The 21895-nt window shown below is 60.1% G+C and carries 19 protein-coding genes and 4 tRNA genes; 6 read left to right on the top strand and 17 right to left on the bottom strand.

Features of this window, described 5'->3' with window-relative positions; all coding sequences use genetic code 11:
* Positions 1–72: 72 nt before the first annotated feature.
* Positions 73–444, bottom strand: coding sequence for a 30S ribosomal protein S12 (rpsL, locus tag IB277_RS04855; RefSeq protein ID WP_003507760.1), 372 nt, complete (start codon positions 442–444; stop codon positions 73–75).
* A gap of 567 nt (positions 445–1011) precedes the next feature.
* On the opposite strand from rpsL, the gene IB277_RS04850 reads away from it, so the two are divergent.
* Entirely contained in the window at positions 1012–1308 is a 297-nt protein-coding gene (locus tag IB277_RS04850; protein ID WP_034795498.1) for a hypothetical protein, read from the top strand.
* A gap of 123 nt (positions 1309–1431) precedes the next feature.
* Here IB277_RS04850 and rpoC read toward each other — a convergent pair whose 3' ends face one another.
* From rpoC to IB277_RS04805, 9 genes are all read right to left on the bottom strand, one after another.
* A complete protein-coding gene (gene rpoC / locus IB277_RS04845; protein WP_034795495.1) occupies positions 1432–5637 on the bottom strand; it encodes a DNA-directed RNA polymerase subunit beta' in 4206 nt (1401 codons plus the stop codon).
* A gap of 184 nt (positions 5638–5821) precedes the next feature.
* Positions 5822–9961, bottom strand: coding sequence for a DNA-directed RNA polymerase subunit beta (gene rpoB, locus IB277_RS04840; protein ID WP_034795492.1), 4140 nt, complete (start codon positions 9959–9961; stop codon positions 5822–5824).
* A gap of 267 nt (positions 9962–10228) precedes the next feature.
* Positions 10229–10606, bottom strand: a complete 378-nt coding sequence (gene rplL / locus IB277_RS04835) for a 50S ribosomal protein L7/L12 (protein ID WP_034795489.1) — start codon at positions 10604–10606, stop codon at positions 10229–10231.
* A 58-nt stretch (positions 10607–10664) separates the two neighbouring features.
* Positions 10665–11183 carry a 50S ribosomal protein L10 gene (gene rplJ / locus IB277_RS04830; protein ID WP_034795485.1) on the bottom strand — a complete coding sequence of 173 codons (519 nt, stop codon included), beginning with the start codon at positions 11181–11183 and terminating at the stop codon, positions 10665–10667.
* Between the two features lie 330 nt (positions 11184–11513).
* Entirely contained in the window at positions 11514–12212 is a 699-nt protein-coding gene (rplA, locus tag IB277_RS04825) for a 50S ribosomal protein L1 (RefSeq protein WP_034795482.1), read from the bottom strand.
* A 4-nt stretch (positions 12213–12216) separates the two neighbouring features.
* Entirely contained in the window at positions 12217–12648 is a 432-nt protein-coding gene (gene rplK, locus IB277_RS04820) for a 50S ribosomal protein L11 (RefSeq protein WP_034795479.1), read from the bottom strand.
* Positions 12649–12856: 208 nt separating this feature from the next.
* Positions 12857–13387: a transcription termination/antitermination protein NusG gene (gene nusG / locus IB277_RS04815; RefSeq protein ID WP_034795476.1), complete on the bottom strand. Its 531-nt coding sequence runs from the start codon at positions 13385–13387 to the stop codon at positions 12857–12859.
* Between the two features lie 16 nt (positions 13388–13403).
* Entirely contained in the window at positions 13404–13604 is a 201-nt protein-coding gene (gene secE, locus IB277_RS04810) for a preprotein translocase subunit SecE (protein ID WP_034795473.1), read from the bottom strand.
* 197 nt (positions 13605–13801) lie between these two features.
* Positions 13802–13877: transfer RNA gene (locus IB277_RS04805), tRNA-Trp, on the bottom strand.
* A 254-nt stretch (positions 13878–14131) separates the two neighbouring features.
* Between IB277_RS04805 and IB277_RS04800 the strand changes: the two genes are divergently transcribed.
* Positions 14132–14668 carry a GrpB family protein gene (locus IB277_RS04800; RefSeq protein ID WP_110819909.1) on the top strand — a complete coding sequence of 179 codons (537 nt, stop codon included), beginning with the start codon at positions 14132–14134 and terminating at the stop codon, positions 14666–14668.
* 15 nt (positions 14669–14683) lie between these two features.
* Here IB277_RS04800 and tuf read toward each other — a convergent pair whose 3' ends face one another.
* The 3 genes from tuf to IB277_RS04785 form a co-directional block, all read right to left on the bottom strand.
* Positions 14684–15859, bottom strand: a complete 1176-nt coding sequence (gene tuf, locus IB277_RS04795) for an elongation factor Tu (RefSeq protein ID WP_034795467.1) — start codon at positions 15857–15859, stop codon at positions 14684–14686.
* A 277-nt stretch (positions 15860–16136) separates the two neighbouring features.
* A tRNA-Gly gene (locus IB277_RS04790) sits at positions 16137–16210 on the bottom strand.
* 23 nt (positions 16211–16233) lie between these two features.
* Positions 16234–16318 (bottom strand) — tRNA-Tyr (locus tag IB277_RS04785).
* A gap of 217 nt (positions 16319–16535) precedes the next feature.
* Between IB277_RS04785 and IB277_RS04780 the strand changes: the two genes are divergently transcribed.
* The gene (locus IB277_RS04780) at positions 16536–17411 is read left to right on the top strand and encodes an RNA methyltransferase (protein WP_090294791.1); all 876 of its coding nucleotides are present in this window, start codon (positions 16536–16538) and stop codon (positions 17409–17411) included.
* Positions 17412–17610: 199 nt separating this feature from the next.
* Here the strand turns inward: IB277_RS04780 and IB277_RS04775 are convergent, their stop codons facing one another.
* Both IB277_RS04775 and IB277_RS04770 read right to left on the bottom strand, forming a co-directional pair.
* Positions 17611–17871 carry a hypothetical protein gene (locus IB277_RS04775; protein WP_226020708.1) on the bottom strand — a complete coding sequence of 87 codons (261 nt, stop codon included), beginning with the start codon at positions 17869–17871 and terminating at the stop codon, positions 17611–17613.
* 160 nt (positions 17872–18031) lie between these two features.
* Positions 18032–18652, bottom strand: coding sequence for an FMN-dependent NADH-azoreductase (locus IB277_RS04770; protein WP_110818440.1), 621 nt, complete (start codon positions 18650–18652; stop codon positions 18032–18034).
* Between the two features lie 137 nt (positions 18653–18789).
* Here IB277_RS04770 and IB277_RS04765 point away from each other — a divergent pair, with 137 nt between their 5' ends.
* The gene (locus IB277_RS04765; RefSeq protein WP_034795460.1) at positions 18790–19731 is read left to right on the top strand and encodes a LysR family transcriptional regulator; all 942 of its coding nucleotides are present in this window, start codon (positions 18790–18792) and stop codon (positions 19729–19731) included.
* 197 nt (positions 19732–19928) lie between these two features.
* On the opposite strand, the gene IB277_RS04760 is transcribed toward IB277_RS04765, so the two are convergent.
* Entirely contained in the window at positions 19929–20402 is a 474-nt protein-coding gene (locus tag IB277_RS04760) for a hypothetical protein (RefSeq protein ID WP_210187431.1), read from the bottom strand.
* Positions 20403–20429: 27 nt separating this feature from the next.
* On the opposite strand from IB277_RS04760, the gene IB277_RS04755 reads away from it, so the two are divergent.
* A complete protein-coding gene (locus tag IB277_RS04755) occupies positions 20430–20753 on the top strand; it encodes a hypothetical protein (protein ID WP_210187432.1) in 324 nt (107 codons plus the stop codon).
* A gap of 106 nt (positions 20754–20859) precedes the next feature.
* On the opposite strand, the gene IB277_RS04750 is transcribed toward IB277_RS04755, so the two are convergent.
* Positions 20860–20935 (bottom strand) — tRNA-Thr (locus tag IB277_RS04750).
* 157 nt (positions 20936–21092) lie between these two features.
* On the opposite strand from IB277_RS04750, the gene IB277_RS04745 reads away from it, so the two are divergent.
* Positions 21093–21866: an NAD kinase gene (locus IB277_RS04745; protein ID WP_034795458.1), complete on the top strand. Its 774-nt coding sequence runs from the start codon at positions 21093–21095 to the stop codon at positions 21864–21866.
* Positions 21867–21895 lie beyond the last annotated feature (29 nt).

Below are 21895 nucleotides of genomic sequence, written 5' to 3'. Positions count from 1 at the left end.
TCGTCTCTTCAAACTATTTAGCGCTCTACCACGCGGAGGACCTCGCGCAGCGCCGGGATTTTCAAAACCGAATTACTTCGGACGCTTCGCACCGTACTTCGAACGGCGCTGCTTGCGGTTCTTGACGCCCTGGGTATCGAGAACACCGCGGATGATGTGATAACGAACACCCGGAAGGTCCTTAACGCGGCCGCCACGGATCATCACGACCGAGTGTTCCTGAAGGTTGTGGCCTTCACCCGGAATGTAGCCGATGACTTCGAAGCCGTTCGTCAGGCGAATCTTGGCAACCTTACGCAGAGCCGAGTTCGGCTTCTTCGGGGTCGTCGTGTAAACGCGGGTGCAAACGCCACGCTTCTGCGGGTTTTCCTGCAGAGCAGGAACCTTGTTGCGCTTTACCTGTGCCTGACGAGGCTTACGGATCAGCTGGTTTACGGTAGGCATATACCCATCCCTTGCAAAATCTTGTCACATTACCCTTGCGGGCGGATCGTTGCCGTCGCCGGCAGTTTCGAACGCCTCATGAAATGCGCAAAACAAGGGCCGATCCGCCTTTTCCGCAGATGGCCCCAAATAAAGCAGAGGACGCACTATTTCGTGCGTCGTGCGTGCAGCATTGTAGTCGTCAGCGTGCGTTTCGAACCTTGTTTGAGGCGAACTTCAGAACGCGACGTTCCGAACCAGCCAGCCTCACATGGGCTCCGATGCGGCGGGGTGTACTGATTTCAAGGCGAACAGTCAAGGGCAATTAAGAAATATTCCCGGACGCGTGCGCCCGGCATGCCTGAAAAACAAGGCTTTTGCACATGGTTTGGCGCCTGGCGCCCGCCTCATCTGCCCTTCTGTGCCCGGAGTGTCTGACGGGATTAAGGAATCGGCAACCACTTTGTGGGGGTTTTCCACGATGATCGACTCGCTCTCAACGGAAGCGTCCGCGCGGCATTGCATTTCCATCGCGCTGATTCAAAAAGGAAGCTAAGGTCGCACCAAACCCATTCGAAAGGAAACAAAATGGCCGTCACCCCAGACAACGACAATGCCCCGGACGAGCCGATGGTGTTCATCATCATCGGCAAGGCCTACGAGACCGACGGCGACGAGGACGGCGTGGACATTCACGTAATGCTGAAGGCGCCCGACGACGATACCGCGGTACGCGAAGCGCTCAACGCGCTTGCAGAAGAAGGTTTTCTCGAGGCCGACCTGGACCAGATCGGCACATTGACCGACGTTCCGAGCGAAGAGCCGCACGCGTCCGCCTATCAGGGTGCGCTCGAAGGCGAAGTCGCGATCATCCGCTTCAGCTGAGACGCTGCAAGACAGCCCATCGCACCAGCTCCCAAGACCGTATTTGCAAAAGAAGAAGCCGCCGAGATCGCTCTCGGCGGCTTCTTCTTTTGTGAGGTTGGAGGGCGAACACGCCCTCCCCCATTATTCGGCTGCCGCGTTCTCGCTTGCGAGATCGGCGAGCATCGGCGTTGCCACGTCTGCACCGGTGCCGCGACGACGCTCTTCCAGGATCATTTCGTCGCGCGCGGTTGCGATGCGACGGATCTGGGTCATCGTGCCGCCGGTACCGGCCGGGATCAGACGGCCGACGATGACGTTTTCCTTCAGACCCTGCAGGCCGTCGGTCTTGCCGGCGATTGCGGCTTCCGTCAGGACCTTCGTGGTCTCCTGGAACGACGCTGCCGAGATGAACGACGGCGTCTGCAGCGAGGCCTTGGTGATGCCGAGCAGGACCGGATCGCCGTAAGCCGGCTTCTTGCCCTGTTCGATCAGGCCGTCGTTGACGTCTTCGAGCTCGATGCGGTCGACGTTGTCGCCGACGATGTAGGTCGAGTCACCGGCGTCGGTGATTTCAACCTTCTGCAGCATCTGACGGACGATCACCTCGATGTGCTTGTCGTTGATGACAACGCCCTGCAGTCGGTAGACTTCCTGGATTTCGTTGACCAGGTAGGAAGCAAGTGCTTCCACGCCCTTGATCGCCAGGATGTCGTGTGGCGCCGGGTTGCCGTCGAGGATGTAGTCGCCCTTTTCGATGTAGTCGCCATCCTGAAGATGGAAGGGCTTGCCCTTCGGGATCAGGTATTCGACCGGCTCGACACCGTCTTCCGCCGGCTCGATCAGAACGCGACGCTTGTTCTTGTAGTCGCGGCCGAAGCGGATCGTACCATCGATCTCAGCGATGATGGCGTGATCCTTCGGACGACGTGCTTCGAACAGTTCGGCAACGCGAGGCAGACCACCGGTGATGTCCTTGGTCTTGGCGCTTTCGAGCGGCGAACGTGCAAGCACGTCACCCTGCGAAACCTTCGTGCCCGGTTCGACCGACAGAATGGCGTCAACCGAAAGCATGAAGCGGGCGTCGCCACCACGCGACAGCTTCATGACTGCGCCGTTCTTGTCCTTGATGACGATCGCCGGCTTCAGGTCCGTACCGCGCGGCGTCGAACGCCAATCGATAACCTGACGCTTGGTGATGCCGGTGGACTCGTCGGTCGCTTCCAGAACCGAGATGCCGTCGACGACGTCTTCGAAGTGAACGGTACCTTCCACTTCCGTCATCATCGGACGGGTGTAGGGGTCCCATTCGGCGAGACGCTGACCGCGCTTCACCTTGTCGCCGTCGTCGACGAGGATCTTCGAACCGTAGGCAACGCGCTGCGAGGACCGCTCGACGCCACGTTCATCCAGGATCTGGACGGCCATGTTACGACCCATAGCGACGAGAACGCCGTCAGAGTTGCGCAGCATGTTGCGGTTCTTGATCTGAACCGTACCTTCGTAGGACGCTTCCAGGAACGACTGGTCAACCACGGTCGCCGTACCACCCAAGTGGAAGGTACGCATGGTGAGCTGGGTGCCCGGTTCACCGATCGACTGTGCGGCGATAACGCCAACCGCTTCGCCCATGTTGACCGGCGTACCACGAGCCAGGTCGCGGCCGTAGCAGACGCCGCAAACGCCCGTCTGGATTTCGCAGGTCAGCGCCGAGCGGATGCGGATCGACTGAATACCAGCCTTCTCGATCTCGATGACATCCGGTTCAAGGATCATCCGGCCGGCGTCGACGATGCGAGCGCCCGTGACCGGGTGATCGATGTCGTCCAAAGCCGTACGACCGAGAATACGAGCGCCAAGCGAAGCCACGACCTGACCGGCATCGACGATCGCCGTCATGGTGAGGCCCTTGTCGGTGCCGCAATCGACGGAGTTGACGATGCAATCCTGCGCGACGTCGACGAGACGGCGGGTCAGGTAACCGGAGTTCGCTGTCTTCAAGGCGGTGTCTGCCAGACCCTTACGGGCACCGTGGGTCGAGTTGAAGTACTCGTTAACGGTCAGGCCTTCCTTGAAGTTCGAGATGATCGGCGTCTCGATGATTTCGCCCGACGGCTTGGCCATGAGGCCACGCATGCCGCCCAGCTGGCGCATCTGGTTCGGAGAACCACGAGCACCCGAGTGCGACATCATGTAGATCGAGTTCATCGGCTTCTGGCGACCATTGTCGTCGAACTCGACCGCCTTGATGCGGGCCATCATTTCTTCGGCGACCTTTTCCGTAGCCTTGCCCCAGGCGTCGACAACCTTGTTGTACTTTTCGCCCTGGGTGATGAGGCCGTCGTTGTACTGCTGCTCGTATTCCTTCACGAGCGCTTCAGTGTCGCCGACGATCTTCACCTTGGTGTCCGGAATGACCATGTCGTCCTTGCCGAACGAAATGCCGGCGCGGCAGGCATGGGCGAAGCCGAGCTGCATGATGCGGTCGCAGAAGATGACCGTGTCCTTCTGGCCGCAATGACGGTAGACCGTGTCGATCATCTTGGAGATGTTCTTCTTGGTCATTTCCTGGTTGCAGGTGTCGAACGGCACGTTGACGTTGCGCGGCAGCAGCTCGCCGATGATCATGCGGCCAGGCGTGGTTTCATAGATCTTCGAAACCGGGTTGCCCTCGGCGTCGACGGTCTTGAAGCGGCCACGGATCTTGGCGTGCAGCGTCACGGCCTTGGTTTCGAGCGCGTGGTGCAACTCGCCCATGTCCGAGAACGCCATGCCTTCGCCCGGCTCGTTCTGGTTCAGGATCGACAAGTAATAGAGACCGAGAACCATGTCCTGCGACGGAACGATGATCGGCGCGCCGTTTGCCGGGTGCAGAATGTTGTTGGTCGACATCATCAGCACGCGGGCTTCGAGCTGAGCTTCGAGCGACAGCGGCACGTGAACGGCCATCTGGTCACCGTCGAAGTCGGCGTTGAAGGCCGTGCAGACGAGCGGGTGCAGCTGGATCGCCTTGCCTTCGACCAGGGTCGGTTCGAAGGCCTGGATGCCCAGGCGGTGCAACGTCGGCGCACGGTTCAGGAGAACCGGGTGCTCGCGGATGACCTCGTCGAGGATATCCCAGACTTCCGGCTTTTCCTTTTCGACGAGCTTCTTTGCCTGCTTGACGGTGGACGAGAAGCCCTTGGCGTCAAGACGCGCGTAGATGAACGGCTTGAACAGCTCGAGCGCCATCTTCTTCGGCAGGCCGCACTGGTGCAGCTTCAGTTCCGGACCGGTCACGATGACCGAACGGCCGGAATAGTCGACGCGCTTGCCAAGCAGGTTCTGACGGAAGCGGCCCTGCTTGCCCTTGAGCATGTCGGACAGCGACTTCAGCGGACGCTTGTTGGCGCCGGTGATGACGCGGCCACGACGGCCGTTGTCGAACAGCGCATCGACGGATTCCTGCAGCATGCGCTTTTCGTTGCGGATGATGATGCCCGGGGCGCGCAGTTCGATCAGGCGCTTCAGACGGTTGTTACGGTTGATGACGCGGCGATAGAGATCGTTCAGATCCGAGGTCGCGAAACGGCCGCCGTCGAGCGGCACGAGCGGACGCAGGTCCGGGGGGATCACCGGAACGACCTTCATGATCATCCATTCCGGACGGTTGCCGGAATCCATGAAGTTCTCGACGATCTTCAGCCGCTTCATCAGCTTCTTCTGCTTCAGATCCGAGGTCGTCTCAGCGAGCTCGGCGCGCAGGTCGCCGGCGATCTTTTCCAGGTTCATCGAAGCGAGCATCTCGTAGATCGCTTCGGCGCCGATCATGGCGGTGAACTGGTCTTCGCCGAACTCGTCGACGGCGAGCATGTAGTCTTCTTCGCTGAGAAGCTGGTTTTCCTTCAGCGACGTCAGACCCGGCTCGGTGACGATGTAGTTTTCGAAGTACAGAACGCGCTCGACATCCTTCAGCGTCATGTCGAGCAGCGTCGAAATGCGGCTCGGCAGCGACTTCAGGAACCAGATGTGGGCAACGGGAGCGGCGAGCTCGATGTGGCCCATGCGCTCACGGCGAACGCGCGACAACGTCACTTCGACGCCGCACTTTTCGCAGATGATGCCCTTGTACTTCATGCGCTTGTACTTGCCGCACAGGCACTCGTAGTCCTTGATCGGTCCAAAGATGCGCGCGCAGAACAGACCGTCGCGTTCCGGCTTGAACGTGCGGTAGTTGATCGTCTCCGGCTTCTTGATCTCACCGTAAGACCAGGAAAGAATCTTCTCCGGCGAGGCGATCGAAATCCGAATGGAATCGAAGGTCTGTGCAGGCACCTGCGGATTGAAAAGATTCATGACCTCTTGGTTCATGCCTGTCTCCTTTACGGGCTTTACGCCCTGAGCTTGGCGAGGGTGCCGACAAATCCCGGGCGCCGGCCCCTGCCCCATAAACAGCTAAAACCGCATTGGCTGCGGCTTCGTTCCTGCCGGAGACGTCAGCGTCTCCCGGCGGAAACGGTGCGCGCCGCATGAGCGGCACGCACCTTGGGTCTCTTTACTCGGCTGCGTCGGGCAACTGCGCCGCGCCAGCCTCGTCGACCTTCGAGTTTTCGAGCTCGACCGAAAGGCCCAGCGAGCGCATTTCCTTGACGAGAACGTTGAAGCTCTCCGGAATGCCCGCTTCGAAGGTATCGTCGCCACGGACGATCGCTTCGTAGACCTTGGTACGACCGGCAACGTCGTCCGACTTGACCGTCAGCATTTCCTGCAGGGTGTAGGCGGCGCCGTACGCTTCGAGCGCCCAGACCTCCATTTCCCCGAAGCGCTGACCGCCGAACTGCGCCTTACCACCGAGCGGCTGCTGGGTGACGAGCGAGTACGGACCGATCGAACGGGCGTGGATCTTGTCGTCGACCAAGTGGTTGAGCTTCAACATGTAGATGTAGCCCACGGTCACCTGGCGGTCGAACTGATCGCCGGTACGGCCGTCATAGAGCGTCGACTGACCGGTCACCTTCAGACCTGCCTGCTCCAGCATCTCGTTGACGTCGGCTTCGACAGCACCGTCGAAGACCGGCGTTGCGATCGAAACGCCGCGACGGGTCTGCTCGGCCAGGCGCACGATCGACTCGTCGTCGTACTGCTTGATCGGCTCACCCTTCGGGCCCGACCCGATGACGCTGTCGATGGTATCGCGCAACGGCTGGATATCGGCACCTGCCTTGTAGGCGTCGAGCATCGCGCCGATCTTCTGACCCATGCCGGCGCAAGCCCAGCCAAGGTGGGTTTCGAGGATCTGGCCGACGTTCATGCGCGAAGGCACGCCGAGCGGGTTCAGAACGACGTCGACATGTGTGCCGTCTTCCAGGAACGGCATGTCTTCGATCGGTACGATACGCGACACGACGCCCTTGTTGCCGTGACGGCCGGCCATCTTGTCACCCGGCTGGATCTTGCGCTTCACAGCGACGAAGACCTTGACCATCTTCATGACGCCCGGAGGCATTTCGTCGCCGCGCTGGACCTTCTCGACCTTGTCCATGAAGCGCTGTTCGAGGCGCGACTTGGATTCGTCGTACTGGGCGCGCAGAGCTTCGATCTCGCCCTGAGCCTTTTCGTCTTCGACGGCGAACATCCACCACTGCGAGCGGGGGTATTCGCTGACGACGAGGTTCGAAAGCTCGGTGCCCTTCTTGAAGCCCTTCGGGCCGGCAACGGCCGTGTGGCCACGCAGCATGTCGACGAGACGGGCGTAGACGTTGCGGTCCAGGATCGCCTGTTCGTCGTCGCGGTCCTTGGCGAGGCGTTCGATTTCCTCGCGCTCGATCGCCATCGCGCGCTCGTCCTTCTCAACGCCGTGGCGGTTGAAGACGCGAACTTCGACGACGGTACCGAAGGTGCCCGGGGGCATGCGCATCGAGGTGTCGCGAACGTCGGAGGCCTTTTCACCGAAGATGGCGCGCAGAAGCTTTTCTTCCGGCGTCATCGGGCTTTCGCCCTTCGGCGTGATCTTGCCGACGAGGATGTCACCCGGCTGAACCTCTGCACCGATATAAACGATACCGGCTTCGTCAAGGTTGCGCAGCGCTTCTTCCGAAACGTTCGGAATGTCGCGGGTGATTTCTTCCGGACCCAGCTTGGTGTCACGCGCCATCACTTCGAATTCTTCGATGTGGATGGAGGTGAACACGTCGTCGCGCACGATCCGCTCGGAGAGCAGGATCGAGTCTTCGTAGTTGTAGCCGTTCCACGGCATGAACGCGACGAGCGCGTTGCGGCCGAGAGCCAGGTCACCGAGGTCGGTCGACGGACCGTCAGCGATGATGTCGCCCTTGTTCAGGATGTCACCGACGGTGACCAGCGGGCGCTGGTTGACGCAGGTGTTCTGGTTCGAGCGCTGGAACTTCTGCAGACGGTAGATATCGACGCCCGACTTCGACGGATCGAGGTCTTCGGTGGCGCGGATAACGATACGGGTCGCGTCAACCTGGTCGACGACACCGCCACGACGGGCTGCAATAGCAGCGCCGGAGTCACGGGCAACGACCGGCTCCATGCCGGTACCGACGAACGGTGCTTCGGCGCGCAGCAGCGGCACGGCCTGACGCTGCATGTTCGAGCCCATCAGTGCGCGGTTGGCGTCGTCGTTCTCGAGGAACGGGATGAGCGCCGCTGCGACCGAAACGAGCTGCTTCGGCGAAACGTCCATCAGGTTGATGTTGTCGCGCGGCGCCAGCATAACTTCGCCGGCGTGACGGCAAACAACGAACTCTTCAGCGAACGAGCCATCGTTCTCGAGAACCGAGTTTGCCTGGGCAACGTGGTACTTCGCCTCTTCCATTGCGGAGAGATAGACGACGTCGTTCGTCACCTTGCCGTCAACGATCTTGCGGTACGGGCTTTCGATGAAGCCGTACTTGTTGACGCGGGCAAAGGTTGCAAGCGAGTTGATCAGACCGATGTTCGGGCCTTCCGGCGTTTCGATCGGGCAAATGCGGCCGTAGTGGGTCGGGTGAACGTCGCGGACTTCGAAGCCGGCGCGCTCGCGGGTCAGACCACCCGGGCCAAGAGCCGAAAGACGGCGCTTGTGGGTGATTTCCGAAAGCGGGTTCACCTGGTCCATGAACTGCGACAGCTGCGAGGAGCCGAAGAACTCGCGAACGGCGGCCGCAGCCGGCTTCGCGTTGATCAGGTCCTGCGGCATGACCGTGTCGATTTCGATCGAGGACATACGTTCCTTGATCGCGCGCTCCATGCGGAGCAGGCCGAGACGGTACTGGTTCTCCATGAGCTCGCCGACCGAACGAACACGGCGGTTGCCGAGGTTGTCGATGTCGTCGATCTCGCCCTTGCCGTCACGCAGCTCGACGAGCATCTTGACGACAGCCAGGATGTCTTCCTTGCGCAGGATGCGCACGGTGTCGGCAACTTCGAGGTCGAGACGCATGTTCATCTTGACGCGACCGACGGCCGAAAGGTCGTAGCGCTCGGCATCGAAGAACAGCGTGTTGAACATGGCTTCCGCGGAATCCATGGTCGGCGGTTCACCCGGACGCATGACGCGGTAGATGTCGAACAGGGCGTCCTGACGGTTCTCGTTCTTGTCTACGGTCAGCGTGTTGCGGATGTAGGCGCCGACATTGATGTGGTCGATGTCGAGAACCGGGATCTCGTCGAAACCAGCCGAGAGGATGACCGGAAGGGTCTTCTCGTCGATTTCGTCGCCGGCTTCGAGATAGATCTCGCCGGTGCTGTAGTTGACGACGTCTTCGGCAAGGTAGTTGCCGTAGAGGTCATCATTGGTTGCCTTGAGCGCTTTCAGGCCCTTTTCCTGCAGCTGGCGCAGCAGACGCGGGGTCAGCTTCTTGCCGGCTTCGACAACGACTTCGCCGGTGTCGGCGTCGACCATCTCGGTGATGGCCTTCTGGCCCTTAAGGGCGTCCGGCTGGAACGGCACGCGCCAGCCTTCGCCGTCGCGCTGGTAGAGCGACTTCGTGTAGAAGGTGTCGAGGATTTCCTCGCCGTCCATTCCGAGCGCCATCAGCAGCGACGTCACCGGAATCTTGCGGCGACGGTCGATACGGGCATGAACGATATCCTTGGCATCGAACTCGATGTCGAGCCAGGAACCGCGGTAAGGAATGACACGGGCCGCAAACAGCAGCTTGCCCGACGAGTGGCTCTTGCCCTTGTCGTGGTCGAAGAACACGCCCGGCGAACGGTGCATCTGCGAAACGATGACGCGCTCGGTGCCGTTGACGATGAAGGTACCGTTGTCGGTCATGAGCGGCATGTCGCCCATGTAGACGTTCTGTTCCTTGATGTCCTTGATCGACTTCGCGCCGGTATCCTCGTCGATATCGAACACGATGAGGCGCAGCGTCACCTTGAGCGGCGCTGCGTAGGTCAGATCGCGCTGACGGCATTCTTCGACGTCGAACTTCGGCGGCTCGAATTCGTACGAAACGAATTCAAGCATCGATGCGCCCGAGAAGTCCTTGATCGGGAAAACGGACTTGAAAACAGCTTGGAGCCCTTCATCAGGGCGACCGCCCTTGGGCTCTTCAACCATCAGAAACTGGTCGTAGGATGCCTTTTGAACCTCGATGAGGTTCGGCATTTCTGCGACTTCTGGAATTTTACCAAAAAACTTGCGTACGCGCCTGCGACCGTTAAACGAAAGGGTCTGAGCCATCGTCGCTCCTTGTCAATCTTGCATCCGGGCCTGCAACGGACGGGAACCGATGGCCAGTCGACCCCGTCAATCAATGAGTAGTTCAATCTCGTCCAACCAACGAAAAACGCTCAGCGCGGATTGCTGTGCTGCCTTCCGTTCGAGACCATCCTCTTGAAGAACCCATTACCCAAAAGCCGTTTTTCGACAGGCTTTTGGGTAATATGTTCTAAAAACGGTCAAAGAGAGGCGGCCTGAAAAGGCCACCTCCCCTTGCATGTAGCCGAATTACTTGACGTCAACCTTGGCGCCAGCGTCTTCGAGCTTCTTCTTGAGGTCAGCAGCTTCAGCCTTGGAAACTGCTTCCTTAACCGGCTTCGGAGCGCCTTCGACCAGGTCCTTGGCTTCCTTGAGGCCGAGGCCGGTGATGCCGCGAACTTCCTTGATGACGTTGATCTTGTTGGCGCCAGCGTCAACGAGGATAACGTCAAACTCGGTCTTTTCTTCTTCAGCAGCAGCCGGAGCAGCAGCGCCGCCAGCAGCAGCGACAGCTACCGGAGCAGCAGCCGAAACGCCCCACTTCTCTTCGAGCAGCTTGGAAAGCTCAGCAGCTTCCAGAACGGTCAGCGAGGAGAGGTCTTCAACGATCTTTGCGAGATCAGCCATTTTACTTTTCCTTTTGTTCGGTTCGAACTGGTTTTAAATACAACAGCGAAAATCCGCCTTAGGCGGCTTCGTCCTTCTTGGCATAGGCCGAGAACACGCGAGCAAGCTGGCTTGCCGGTGCCTGAACAACCGTTGCGACGCGGGTTGCCGGGGCATTGAGAAGGCCCAGCAGCTTTGCGCGCAGCTCGTCGAGCGAAGGCAGGGTCGCAAGCGACTTGACTGCTTCGGCGTTGAGCGTGGTCGTGCCCATGGCGCCACCGAGAACAACGAGCTTGTCGTTGGTCTTGGCGAAATCCATGACAACCTTAGGAGCCGTGATCGGGTCTTCGCTGTATGCGATCAGCGTCTGACCCTTGAAGAGATTGGTCATCCCTTCCGACTCGGTGCCCTGAAGAGCGATCTTGGCCAGGCGGTTTTTCGCGACTTTGACGGTGCCGCCAGCAGCGCGCATCTTCGAACGGAAGTCGTTCATCTGCGCAACTGTGACACCAGCATAGTGGGCCACGACAACCGAACCGGAAGCCTTGAAGACTTCGTTCAGCTCCGTGACGAATTCGCGTTTTTCCGCTCTTTCCACTGTCTGTCTCCAGTAGACAGGGTTGCAATAATGCAGCCCCATCGGGTTTGCCTTTGTCACCCGAGATCGAGCTCGATCCCTGATAACGCTTAAGGATCCTGTCCCTTGGCGTTCCCGGAAGAGCCGGGTCTGACACAAGGCAAGCGAGGTTCGAACCGAATTTCGACGCCTCCGGCGTCATGGCGAAATTCAGATCTTACCCGTCTCATGCAGGCCGAAGTGATTAAGGTATAACCACCCGCAATCTCGGACAGGAGTTCCGGATCGAAATCCGGATTTCCGGCCCCGAAGGGCCGGAAACTCTTTTCCGGGCCGAAGCCCGAAAATTCTTTAGGCGACGCTGAGCGTGGCCGGGTCGATCTTGAGACCCGGGCCCATGGTCGACGAAATCGCGACGCGCTTGACGTAGTTGCCCTTGGCGCCGGTCGGCTTTGCCTTGATCACGGCGTCAGCGAAAGCACGGATGTTTTCTTCCAGTGCCTTGGCGTCGAAGGACGCCTTGCCGATGCCAGCGTGAACGATACCGGCCTTCTCGACGCGGAACTCAACGGCGCCGCCCTTGGAAGCCTTGACGGCACCAGCGACATCCATCGTAACCGTGCCAACCTTCGGGTTCGGCATCATGCCACGCGGGCCGAGAACCTTACCGAGGCGACCGACGAGCGGCATCATGTCCGGGGTGGCGATGCAGCGATCGAAATCGATCTTGCCGCCCTGGACGATTTCGACGAGCTCTTCTGCGCCAACGACGTCAGCACCAGCAGCCTTGGCTTCGTCAGCCTTGGCGCCACGTGCGAAAACGGCGACGCGAACCGAGCGGCCGGTGCCGTTCGGCAGGTTGACAACGCCGCGGACCATCTGGTCAGCGTGGCGCGGGTCAACGCCGAGGTTCATCGCAACTTCGACGGTTTCGTCGAACTTGGCAGTTGCGCGTTCCTTGACCATCGAGACGGCTTCGGTGAGACCGTAGATCTTCGTCGGGTCAACGCCCTCGCGGGACTTCTGTACTCGCTTTGCAATCTTCGCCATGGTCTTAGCCTACCACTTCCAGGCCCATAGCGCGGGCAGAGCCCTCGATCATGGCCATTGCGCCTTCGATATCGGCGGCATTGAGATCCTTCATCTTGGCTTCGGCGATCGACTTGATCTGAGCCTTGGTGAGCTTGCCAGCCGAACCGCCCTTGCCGGGGGTCTTCGAGCCGGACTGGATCTTTGCTTCCTTCTTCAGGAAGTAGCTGACCGGCGGCTGCTTCATGACGAAGGTGAAGGACTTGTCCTGGTAATAGGTGATGACGACCGGGATCGGCATACCCTTTTCCATTTCCTGCGTGGCGGCATTGAACGCCTTGCAGAATTCCATGATGTTAATGCCACGCTGACCGAGCGCAGGACCGATCGGCGGAGACGGATTGGCCGCCCCAGCCTTCACCTGCAGCTTGAGCTGGCCTGCAACTTTCTTAGCCATTTCTCTCTGCCTTTCTGAAATCCCCTCGCGACGGATCGCTCCAGGGACCTGTTATGCCAGTTACCCGGCTCTTGCCGACCTCAATGGCCGGCGGCTGCGGTTGCGTGGTACGGAACATCCGACCCGGCTAAGGCCGGCATCCTTCCACGCGCATGCGGATTTCTCCGCCAGAATGGGCCTAAACCCACCCTATCCTTTTAAGGCCTTATCAGACCTTCTCGACCTGACCGTATTCCAGCTCGACCGGGGTCGCGCGGCCGAAGATCGAAACTTCGACCTTGAGGCGCGAACGCTCTTCGTCGACATCCTGAACGACGCCGTTGAACGACGCGAACGGACCGTCGGAGACGCGAACCTGCTCGCCGATCTCGAACGAGACCGAAGGCTTCGGACGCTCGACGCCATCCTGGACCTGACCGAGAATGCGCTCGGCTTCATGGTCCGGAATCGGAACCGGCTTGCTGTCGGTACCGAGGAAACCGGTCACCTTCGGCGTGTTCTTGATGAGATGGAAAGCCTCATCCGTCAGGTTGGCGCGAACCAGAACGTAGCCCGGGAAGAACTTGCGCTCGGCGTCGACCTTGCGGCCGCGACGCACTTCGACAACCTTCTCGGTCGGCACGAGAATCTTCTCGAACAGGTGCTCGAGACCCTTCTGTTTGGCCTTTTCCTCGATCGATTCAGCGACCTTCTTTTCGAAGTTCGAATAGGCGTGAACAATGTACCAGCGCGCAGCCATACTAGCCTCCACCCAATCAAGCGCCAACGTTGAGGATGAGGCCGATCGCCCAACCCATCAACTGGTCCGCAGCAAAGAAGAAGGCAGCGGCAAAAAAGACCATGACAAAAACCATCAGCGTCGAGATCATCGTCTCGCGCCGAGAGGGCCAGGTCACTTTCGACGTTTCAGAGCGAACCTGCTGCAGAAACGTTACCGGATTCGTTTTGGATGCCATGTAATGCTCACGCCATTACGGCGCGTAAAGCCGATGATTCAGCCCCACGCACCGCGTGTCTGTTTGGACCCTACATAAAGACCGATTCTAAAAACCACAAGAGCCAATCAGTCTTTTCTGTGAATTTCGTCGACCGGCTAACCGATCCTTAAACTTACTCTGCCGAACCCTCAGCTCTTATGCAAGCCTGGAGGGAATGGCAGGGGCAGAGGGGCTCGAACCCCCGACCTGCGGTTTTGGAGACCGCCGCTCTACCAACTGAGCTATACCCCTATTCGGCTGCGTGCCCGTTCAACAACGTCTCGCCGCCTCAAGTCAGCGGCTTCATATTCAGTTTGCCGGAGGATGACAAGCACCTTTCAACGCCGATCCGAAAAAATCCGCATTCAATCGCATCTATCCCCTGCCCTGCCGGCCGGAGTGCCCCCAAAAAAAAGGCAAGTCATTGCCTCGTCACTCAGAAATGGTCGCGGCGCTGCGGGCATTCGCTATCCTGCCAGAAGCTCTCCTCACCGGAATCGATTCGCATGTCGCGCATCACGCTGGTCGAATATGATCCTCTCTGGCCGTCGCTCTTTGAGGCGCGGGCGCTTTCCATCACCGCCCTGCTCTCGCCTTTCGTCCGCGAGATCCACCACATCGGAAGCACAGCGATACCCGGACTGGCCGCGAAGCCGAAGATCGATATCGATGCGGTGGTAGCGGACGTAGCGGAGCTGCCGGAGCTCAGCGCTCGCCTCTGCAACGCAGGCTACACCTTTCACGGCGACCCGCACGCAAGCGGCCTGTGGACGTTTACTATGGCAACGCTTGCCTATGGCACGCGGCTCTATCTCTGTGGAGACGACAACGCCGCCCATGCGGCACGTCTAGTGCTCAGGGATCGGCTACGTGACGCTCCCGAACTCGCCAGCCGCTACGAAGCCCTGAAGCGGCAACTCGCAGAGCAGGCCAATGGCGATTGGGATATCTACACCCACGGCAAGCGCGCCTTCATCGACGAAGTCCTGGCGACAACCGAAACGAAAAAGGCCCCGCCGTTGCCGGCGGGGCCTCTCTACTGATCTGAAATCAGTCGATTACTCGACGATCGAGGCAACGATGCCTGCGCCGACGGTACGGCCGCCTTCGCGGATTGCGAAGCGCAGCTTTTCTTCCATCGCGATCGGAACGATCAGCTCAACGGCAACGGTGACGTTGTCGCCCGGCATAACCATTTCCGTGCCTTCCGGCAGCGTCACGATGCCCGTCACGTCCGTCGTGCGGAAGTAGAACTGCGGACGGTAGTTGGTGAAGAACGGCGTATGACGGCCGCCTTCTTCCTTCGTCAGGATGTAGGCTTCAGCCATGAACTTCTTGTGCGGCTTGACCGAACCCGGCTTGCACAGGATCTGGCCACGCTCGACGCCGTCACGGTTAACACCACGGATCAGCGCGCCGATGTTGTCGCCGGCCTGGCCCTGGTCGAGCAGCTTGCGGAACATTTCAACGCCCGTAACCGTCGTCTTCGACGTGTCGCGGATGCCGACGATTTCGACTTCTTCGCCAACCTTGACGATGCCGCGCTCAACGCGACCGGTCACAACCGTACCACGGCCCGAGATCGAGAACACGTCTTCGATCGGCATCAGGAACGGCTGGTCGATCGGACGCTCAGGCGTCGGGATGTAAGCGTCAACAGCTGCCATCAGCTCGCGGATCGCGTCTTCGCCGATCTTCTTGTCCGAATCTTCCAGAGCAGCAAGAGCCGAGCCCTTGATGATCGGAATGTCGTCGCCCGGGAATTCGTAGGACGACAGAAGTTCGCGAACTTCCAGTTCGACGAGCTCGAGAAGCTCGGCGTCGTCAACCTGGTCGACCTTGTTGAGGAACACGACGATTGCCGGAACGCCAACCTGGCGAGCGAGCAGGATGTGCTCGCGGGTCTGCGGCATCGGGCCGTCAGCAGCCGAGCAAACCAGGATCGCGCCGTCCATCTGCGCTGCACCGGTGATCATGTTCTTGACGTAGTCGGCGTGGCCGGGGCAGTCAACGTGAGCGTAGTGACGGTTCGGCGTCTCATACTCAACGTGCGCCGTCGAAATCGTGATACCACGGGCCTTTTCTTCCGGAGCAGCGTCGATCTGGTCGTACGCCTTGAACTCGCCGAAGTACTTCGTGATCGCTGCGGTCAGCGACGTCTTGCCATGGTCAACGTGGCCAATCGTGCCAATGTTAACGTGCGGCTTGTTGCGCTCAAATTTGCTCTTTGCCATGGGTACGTTTCCTGTGGTCAAGTATGAATAATGATCAGCCGGCAGGGCCGGTTTGTGGAGCCGTTTAAGGGTTTCAGGGGATTTGCGCAAGACTTAATTGCGCGCGCCCGGACCGGCCGCCGCTGGCCTTTTCCTGCCGATATATAAGAAGCGCGCGACGCCGCTACAAGATTCGGTGCTATCGAGCTACGAATCGTAGCCGCAGCAAAACATTCAAACGCTTAGCGATGAACGTTGACTTGCTACATTAATTCGAAAAGAAGGAGGAAGCCGCTATTGGAGCGGGTAGCGGGAATCGAACCCGCGTATTCAGCTTGGAAGGCTGCTGCTCTACCATTGAGCTATACCCGCGGGCCTTCGATCCAGAAGCAGAATGGTGGAGGGAGTTGGATTTGAACCAACGTAGGCTGAGCCAACGGATTTACAGTCCGTCCCCTTTAACCACTCGGGCATCCCTCCATTATTCTGTCGGGATCTTTCGACCAAGCATTTGAGATCGTGAGACAACCAGCGACTTGGCCGTGCCGCTCTCGATCTGTGGCCGGGTATATGACTGCCCCGTTTCGTCCTGTCAACACGGGTCAGTGGAAAATTTCCGATTTTCTCCACAGCCGTAAAAATGGACCCGGCGCTGAAAACCGTTTCGCCCCACGCGCAACCTCTCTATAAGACGCCAATGAGCAAAGATCGCACCGGCGACAAGAGCGCCAAGGACACCCATTACGCCAACCTTCGGCGCGCGCATCGCGACGCCAAGCGGGAACGTGGCGAAATCCCCACGCCAAGAGAGGACAAGCGCCGCAAGGCGCCGGCCGACTGGAAGCCGCAGCCGCTCTCGCCCGAGCAGGTTCTGCTCTATGGCCTGCACACGGTTCGCGCGGCGCTGGACAATCCGGCGCGCGCGGTCATCCGCCTCAGCGTTACGCCGAACGCGGCCGCCCGCCTGGAACTCGGCGAGCTTTCGGCGCTGCCCTTCCCGGTCGAAACGGTGACGCCGCAGGATCTCGACAAGATTCTCGGTCCCGACGCGATCCACCAGGGCGTGATGCTCGAGACCCGCCCGCTGCCGCATCGCCGGCTCGAGGCTCTGCGCGACTGCCCGCTGATTCTCGTGCTCGACCAGGTGACCGATCCGCACAATGTCGGCGCCATCATGCGCTCGGCCGTCGCCTTCGATGCCGGCGCGCTGATCACCACCATGCGCCACAGCCCGACCGAATCGGGCGTGCTCGCCAAATCGGCCTCCGGCGCGCTTGAGATGATCCCCTATATCCAGATCACCAACCTTGGCGATGCCATCGAGGAACTGCATCGGCTGGGCTTCCAGACGATCGGACTTGATTCGGAAGGGCCGCAGCCGCTGGAAGGGACATTCAGCGGCGAAAAGATCGCCCTCGTTCTCGGCTCAGAGGGCAAGGGGCTTAGGCAGAAGACCCGCTCGATCGTCAACGATCTTGCCCGGCTCGACATGCCCGGCGCAATAAAGTCGCTGAACGTATCGAACGCAGCGGCGATCGCGATGTATGCGGCGCGCCAGCATCTGAAGCGCTGACATCACCAGGTGTTCCGGGCGGCCTCACCGCAAAAACACGGCGGCCGCATCCTCCGCAGCTCACAGACAACGGCGCCAAAGCCGAGGCGGTAACGCGAAACAGCGCCTGTGAAAATTTCCGCTCCGGTGGGATCGCGGAGCGCTGCGCCGTGCAGTTTCGAAAAAGATCGGAATGAGGACGGCAAGCCGCTCTTCCGCGTCAGAAACGGATCGATTGCCCCGCAAGGCTACCCGGTGTGCTCATGCCGGCCGTAGGGCAGCCTTCACGCAGTTTCTTCCAGGTCGTGACGTTGAGGTTCATCTCGCAGCGCGCGAGGTAGGCGTTGCCGTCGACACGCAGACAAGCGACCTGCCCAAGTTCGTATTTGGAACCGTCTCGATTGCGGCAGGTGCAGCCATGATCCGGCGGCGCAGCAAGGGGCGCTTCGGCGGCGAGCAAAAAGGCCACCGCAGCGGTCATGCCCCAAAGGATCGTCCGCCCGTCCATCATGAGGGCATTATAAAGCAGATATCGATGTTCGAAAACGGACAATGCCGGCTGCTTGCGCAACCGGCACCGTCCGCACGTGGGGCATACGCCCCTCCCACCGGATCACCTCGGTGATCCGCTGAATTTGGTCTTAGCTCGCCAGGCGAAGCACGCTGCCTTCGGAGATGGTCTTTTCGGCCTCGGCGATCGCAAACTGCTTGCTGTCGGCGCTGAGGTTCAGGCCTTCGGCGCGCACGAATTCGACATCGGTGATGCCAAGGAAACCGAAGACCGTCTTCAGGTAAGATTCCTGGTGATCCATGACGGCTGCCGGGCCGGCGGAGTAGTGGCCGCCGCGGGTCGAGGCGACGATGATCTTCTTGCCCTTGGCGAGGCCTTCCGGACCATTCTCGGTGTAGCGGAAAGTCTTGCCGGAGACGGCGATGCGATCGATCCAGGCCTTCAGCTGGCTCGGAATGCCGAAGTTGTACATCGGAGCGCCGATGATGACGGTGTCGGCGGCGAGGAATTCTTCCAGCATGTCGCGGCCAAGCTTGACGTCGGCAGCGAGACCCGCGTCGACGCCTTCGAGGTCGGCCGGGGCCATGATCTGGGCGCCGGTCAGATGGGGCAGCGAGCTGGCAGCGAGGTCGCGATAGGTCACCTGCTCATCCGGGCGGTCAGCCTTGACCTGCGCGGCAAGGGCAGCCGTCAGACGGCGGGAAACCGAGTGGTCGCCAAGGATACCGGAGTCGATATGAAGAACGTTCATGGGAACACCTTTGTGTTTACGTTGCGGTGATCCACATATGAGGGGAAAACAATGGCCCGATAAGCCAGCGGATATTTGACATACTGTTTCCAGACGGAAACAATCATACCCATCATCCGCACCTCGGAGACAGGACAATGCAGGATCTGAACGACCTCGGGCTTTTTGCCGCCGTCGTGCGAAACAACGGCTTCAGTGCTGCGGCACGGGACCTCAATATACCCAAATCCAAGCTCAGCAAACATGTGGCCCGCCTCGAGGAGCAGCTCGGTGTGCGGTTGCTGGAGCGCTCGACCCGCAAGCTGCGTGTCACCGATATCGGCCGGGTCTTCTATGAGCATTGCCAGAGCCTTCTCGACGGGGTGGCTGCCGCCGAAGCCGAGATCGCCGCCGTGCGCGCGGAGCCCTCGGGCACGGTGCGGCTCGCCTGCCCGCTCGGTTTCACCCCTATGCTTGCCGACATCCTGCCGGCGTTTCACCGCCGCTACCCCGGCGTCCGGCTGCTGATCACCGCCACCAACCGTCGCATCGATCTGATAGAAGAGCGGGTCGACGTGGCGCTGCGCGCCCGCGGGCAGCTCGATACGGACAACCAACTCATCATCCGCAAGTTCGGCGAGGTTCGCGAGCGGCTTGCAGCCAGCCCCACCTTCCTCGCCCGCGCCGGCGAGATCACGATCGAGAACCTCAGCCAGCAGGCGACGCTGTCGATGAACGAACAGCACCCGACCGATGTATGGCGGCTGGTTTCGATCGATGGCAACACGACGGAAATCACCCATCGTCCGATCGTCGGCTGCAGCGATTTCCTGATTCTCGAACGCGCCGCGATCGAAGGGATGGGGGTCGCCCTCTTGCCTGACCATATCTGCGAGCGCGCTTTCCGCGCCGGCGTCCTTGCGCCGGTGCTGCCGGAATGGACGTCGAACGACGTCGTCGTGCACCTCGTCTTCCCGTCCCGCCAGGGCATGTTGCCGGCGACCCGGGCGCTGATCGACTATCTCGCCGAGAACCTGCTCAACGCCCTGCAGAAATGCCGCGAGGTTCCGGTGCGCATGGGACCGTCCTTCGACATCTGATGCCGCCGCGCTGCGGCTTTTCCGATCAGCAGCGGCAGATCATCAGCACGTTGCCGCCGGGATCGCGGATCGTGAACCATTGCCCGGACTGCACCGGCGTCACGATCTCGAGACGCACGGAGAGCGCCGGACCAAGCGATGCGGGAGCCGGTGATCGATCGAGCGTTGACCGCTTACTCCGACCAAGGCTCCGCATCTCATCGGCGGCAAAACTCGCCGCCGTCCGCAAGCTCGGCAAAAGACTTGGCGCCGACGTCATATCGATAGGCAATGACCTCCACTGTGCAGGCGTCCGTCGATCGCGCGCAAGCCTCCATCGAAACGCAGAGATGGTCGTTAGCACCCCAGACCTTCGCAGGGGGATTGTCATAGATGCCTTCGTAGATCGTCTGCGTCCGCTTGCCGCCGTCACGCCACTCAACCACGATCTCCGAACGAAAGTGGTCATAACCGATGTTGCTGTATCCCACGGAATAGCGGACCGCCCCCAAACCGGAAACTTGGGTCGCGCCCGAACTCATCTCCGCCCAATCGGATCCCTCCTGCGCGTTGGCAGGGCTCCAGACGACAAACCCACAAAGCAGAACGACCGCCCATCTGACCGGCGCCAGTGCCGCGGGGTTGGTAAGGCTGCTTTTGGCGGCAGCCGAAAGAACGTGTTCGATGACCAAGACCTTTCCAAGAGAGCCAGCTGACGAATGCTCGTCCTCCGTTCATCGGCGCTGGAGAAACAATCGGCGGTGGCCGAAACCACTGATTCCCTATTTCAGGAGGATGAGAACTCTTGGAAGACTGATCATCTCCGCCGTCCTGGCGTTCCTTGTCAGCCTTATCGTCGCGGGGTGTTCCTGCCCGTCTACGGCATATTCGAGGGCGGGCCGTACAACTGCCTGAAGGATGGCATTGCGGTATGCATCGCCGGCATACCGCTGAGCGCGCTGATCTATGGGCCGCTATTTTCGATTGCCGGCGTTCTGATCGGCACACCAGTGTTCATGGCCATCTTTGCGATGCGTGACTAACTGCTCGCTTTGCGCCGACGGTGTACCCGCGGCAACACGCCGAACCTGAAATTCCGGCTCGAATAGCCGCCAAAAATTCGGAAAAAACAATGGGGAAGAAATGAAGTGGTGCCCCCAGAGAGACTCGAACTCCCGACCTACTGATTACAAATCAGCCGCTCTACCAACTGAGCTATAAGGGCACTTGCTTTGGTGGGAGTTACCATAATCTCATGTGGTGTAAAGCAAAATTGCGAATTCTCCCAATTTTTCAGATGCGTTCGGTTCCGGGCCATGCCAGAAACGATAGAGAGAGATTGCCGCTGGCGGCGCATAACATATCGAGCGGACTAGAGTTTCATGGCCCGAACGTTCACTTCCCTAGCCTTTCTCGCCTCGTCCGCGGAAGAGGCACAAAAGGCTGCGGCTGATCTCAAGGCGATCTATGGCGACCATGATCCGTCGAAGGCCGATGTGATCGTCGCGCTTGGCGGCGACGGCTTCATGCTGCAGACGCTGCATCAGACCATGAACAGCGGCAAGCTGGTCTACGGCATGAACCGTGGCTCGGTCGGGTTCCTGATGAACCGCTACAGCACGGAGAACCTAACGGACCGAATCTGCCAGGCAGTCGAGAACGCGTTTCATCCGCTGGAGATGCAGACGACCGACGTCTATGGCGAGAGCTTCACGGCACTTGCGATCAACGAGGTCTACCTTTTCCGCCAGTCCTACCAGGCGGCGAAGCTCCGCGTCCTGATCGATGGCAAGACAAGGCTGGAGGAGTTGACCTGCGACGGCCTGCTGGTCGCCACCCCTGCCGGCTCCACCGCCTACAATCTCTCCGCCCACGGGCCGATCCTGCCGCTCGAGGCCCCGCTTCTGGCGATGACCCCGGTCAGTGCCTTCCGCCCGCGCCGCTGGCGTGGCGCGCTTCTGCCGAACCATGTCACAGTCGAGATCGAAATCCTTGAGGCCGACAAGCGGCCGGTAAACGCGGTGGCCGACCATCAGGAAGTGAAGTCCGTGGTCAAGGTGAAGATCGCCGAATCGGAAAACATGACGGCGCGCATCCTCTCGGATCCCGATCATTCCTGGTCGGACCGCATCCTGGCCGAGCAATTTTCGAACTGAGCGCACGTTCTCCGCGCGACCTATGGTAT

Source organism: Ensifer sp. ENS07, from assembly GCF_014852185.1.
Lineage (GTDB): Bacteria > Pseudomonadota > Alphaproteobacteria > Rhizobiales > Rhizobiaceae > Ensifer > Ensifer adhaerens.
This window is presented reverse-complemented; position numbering and strand designations above follow the sequence as displayed.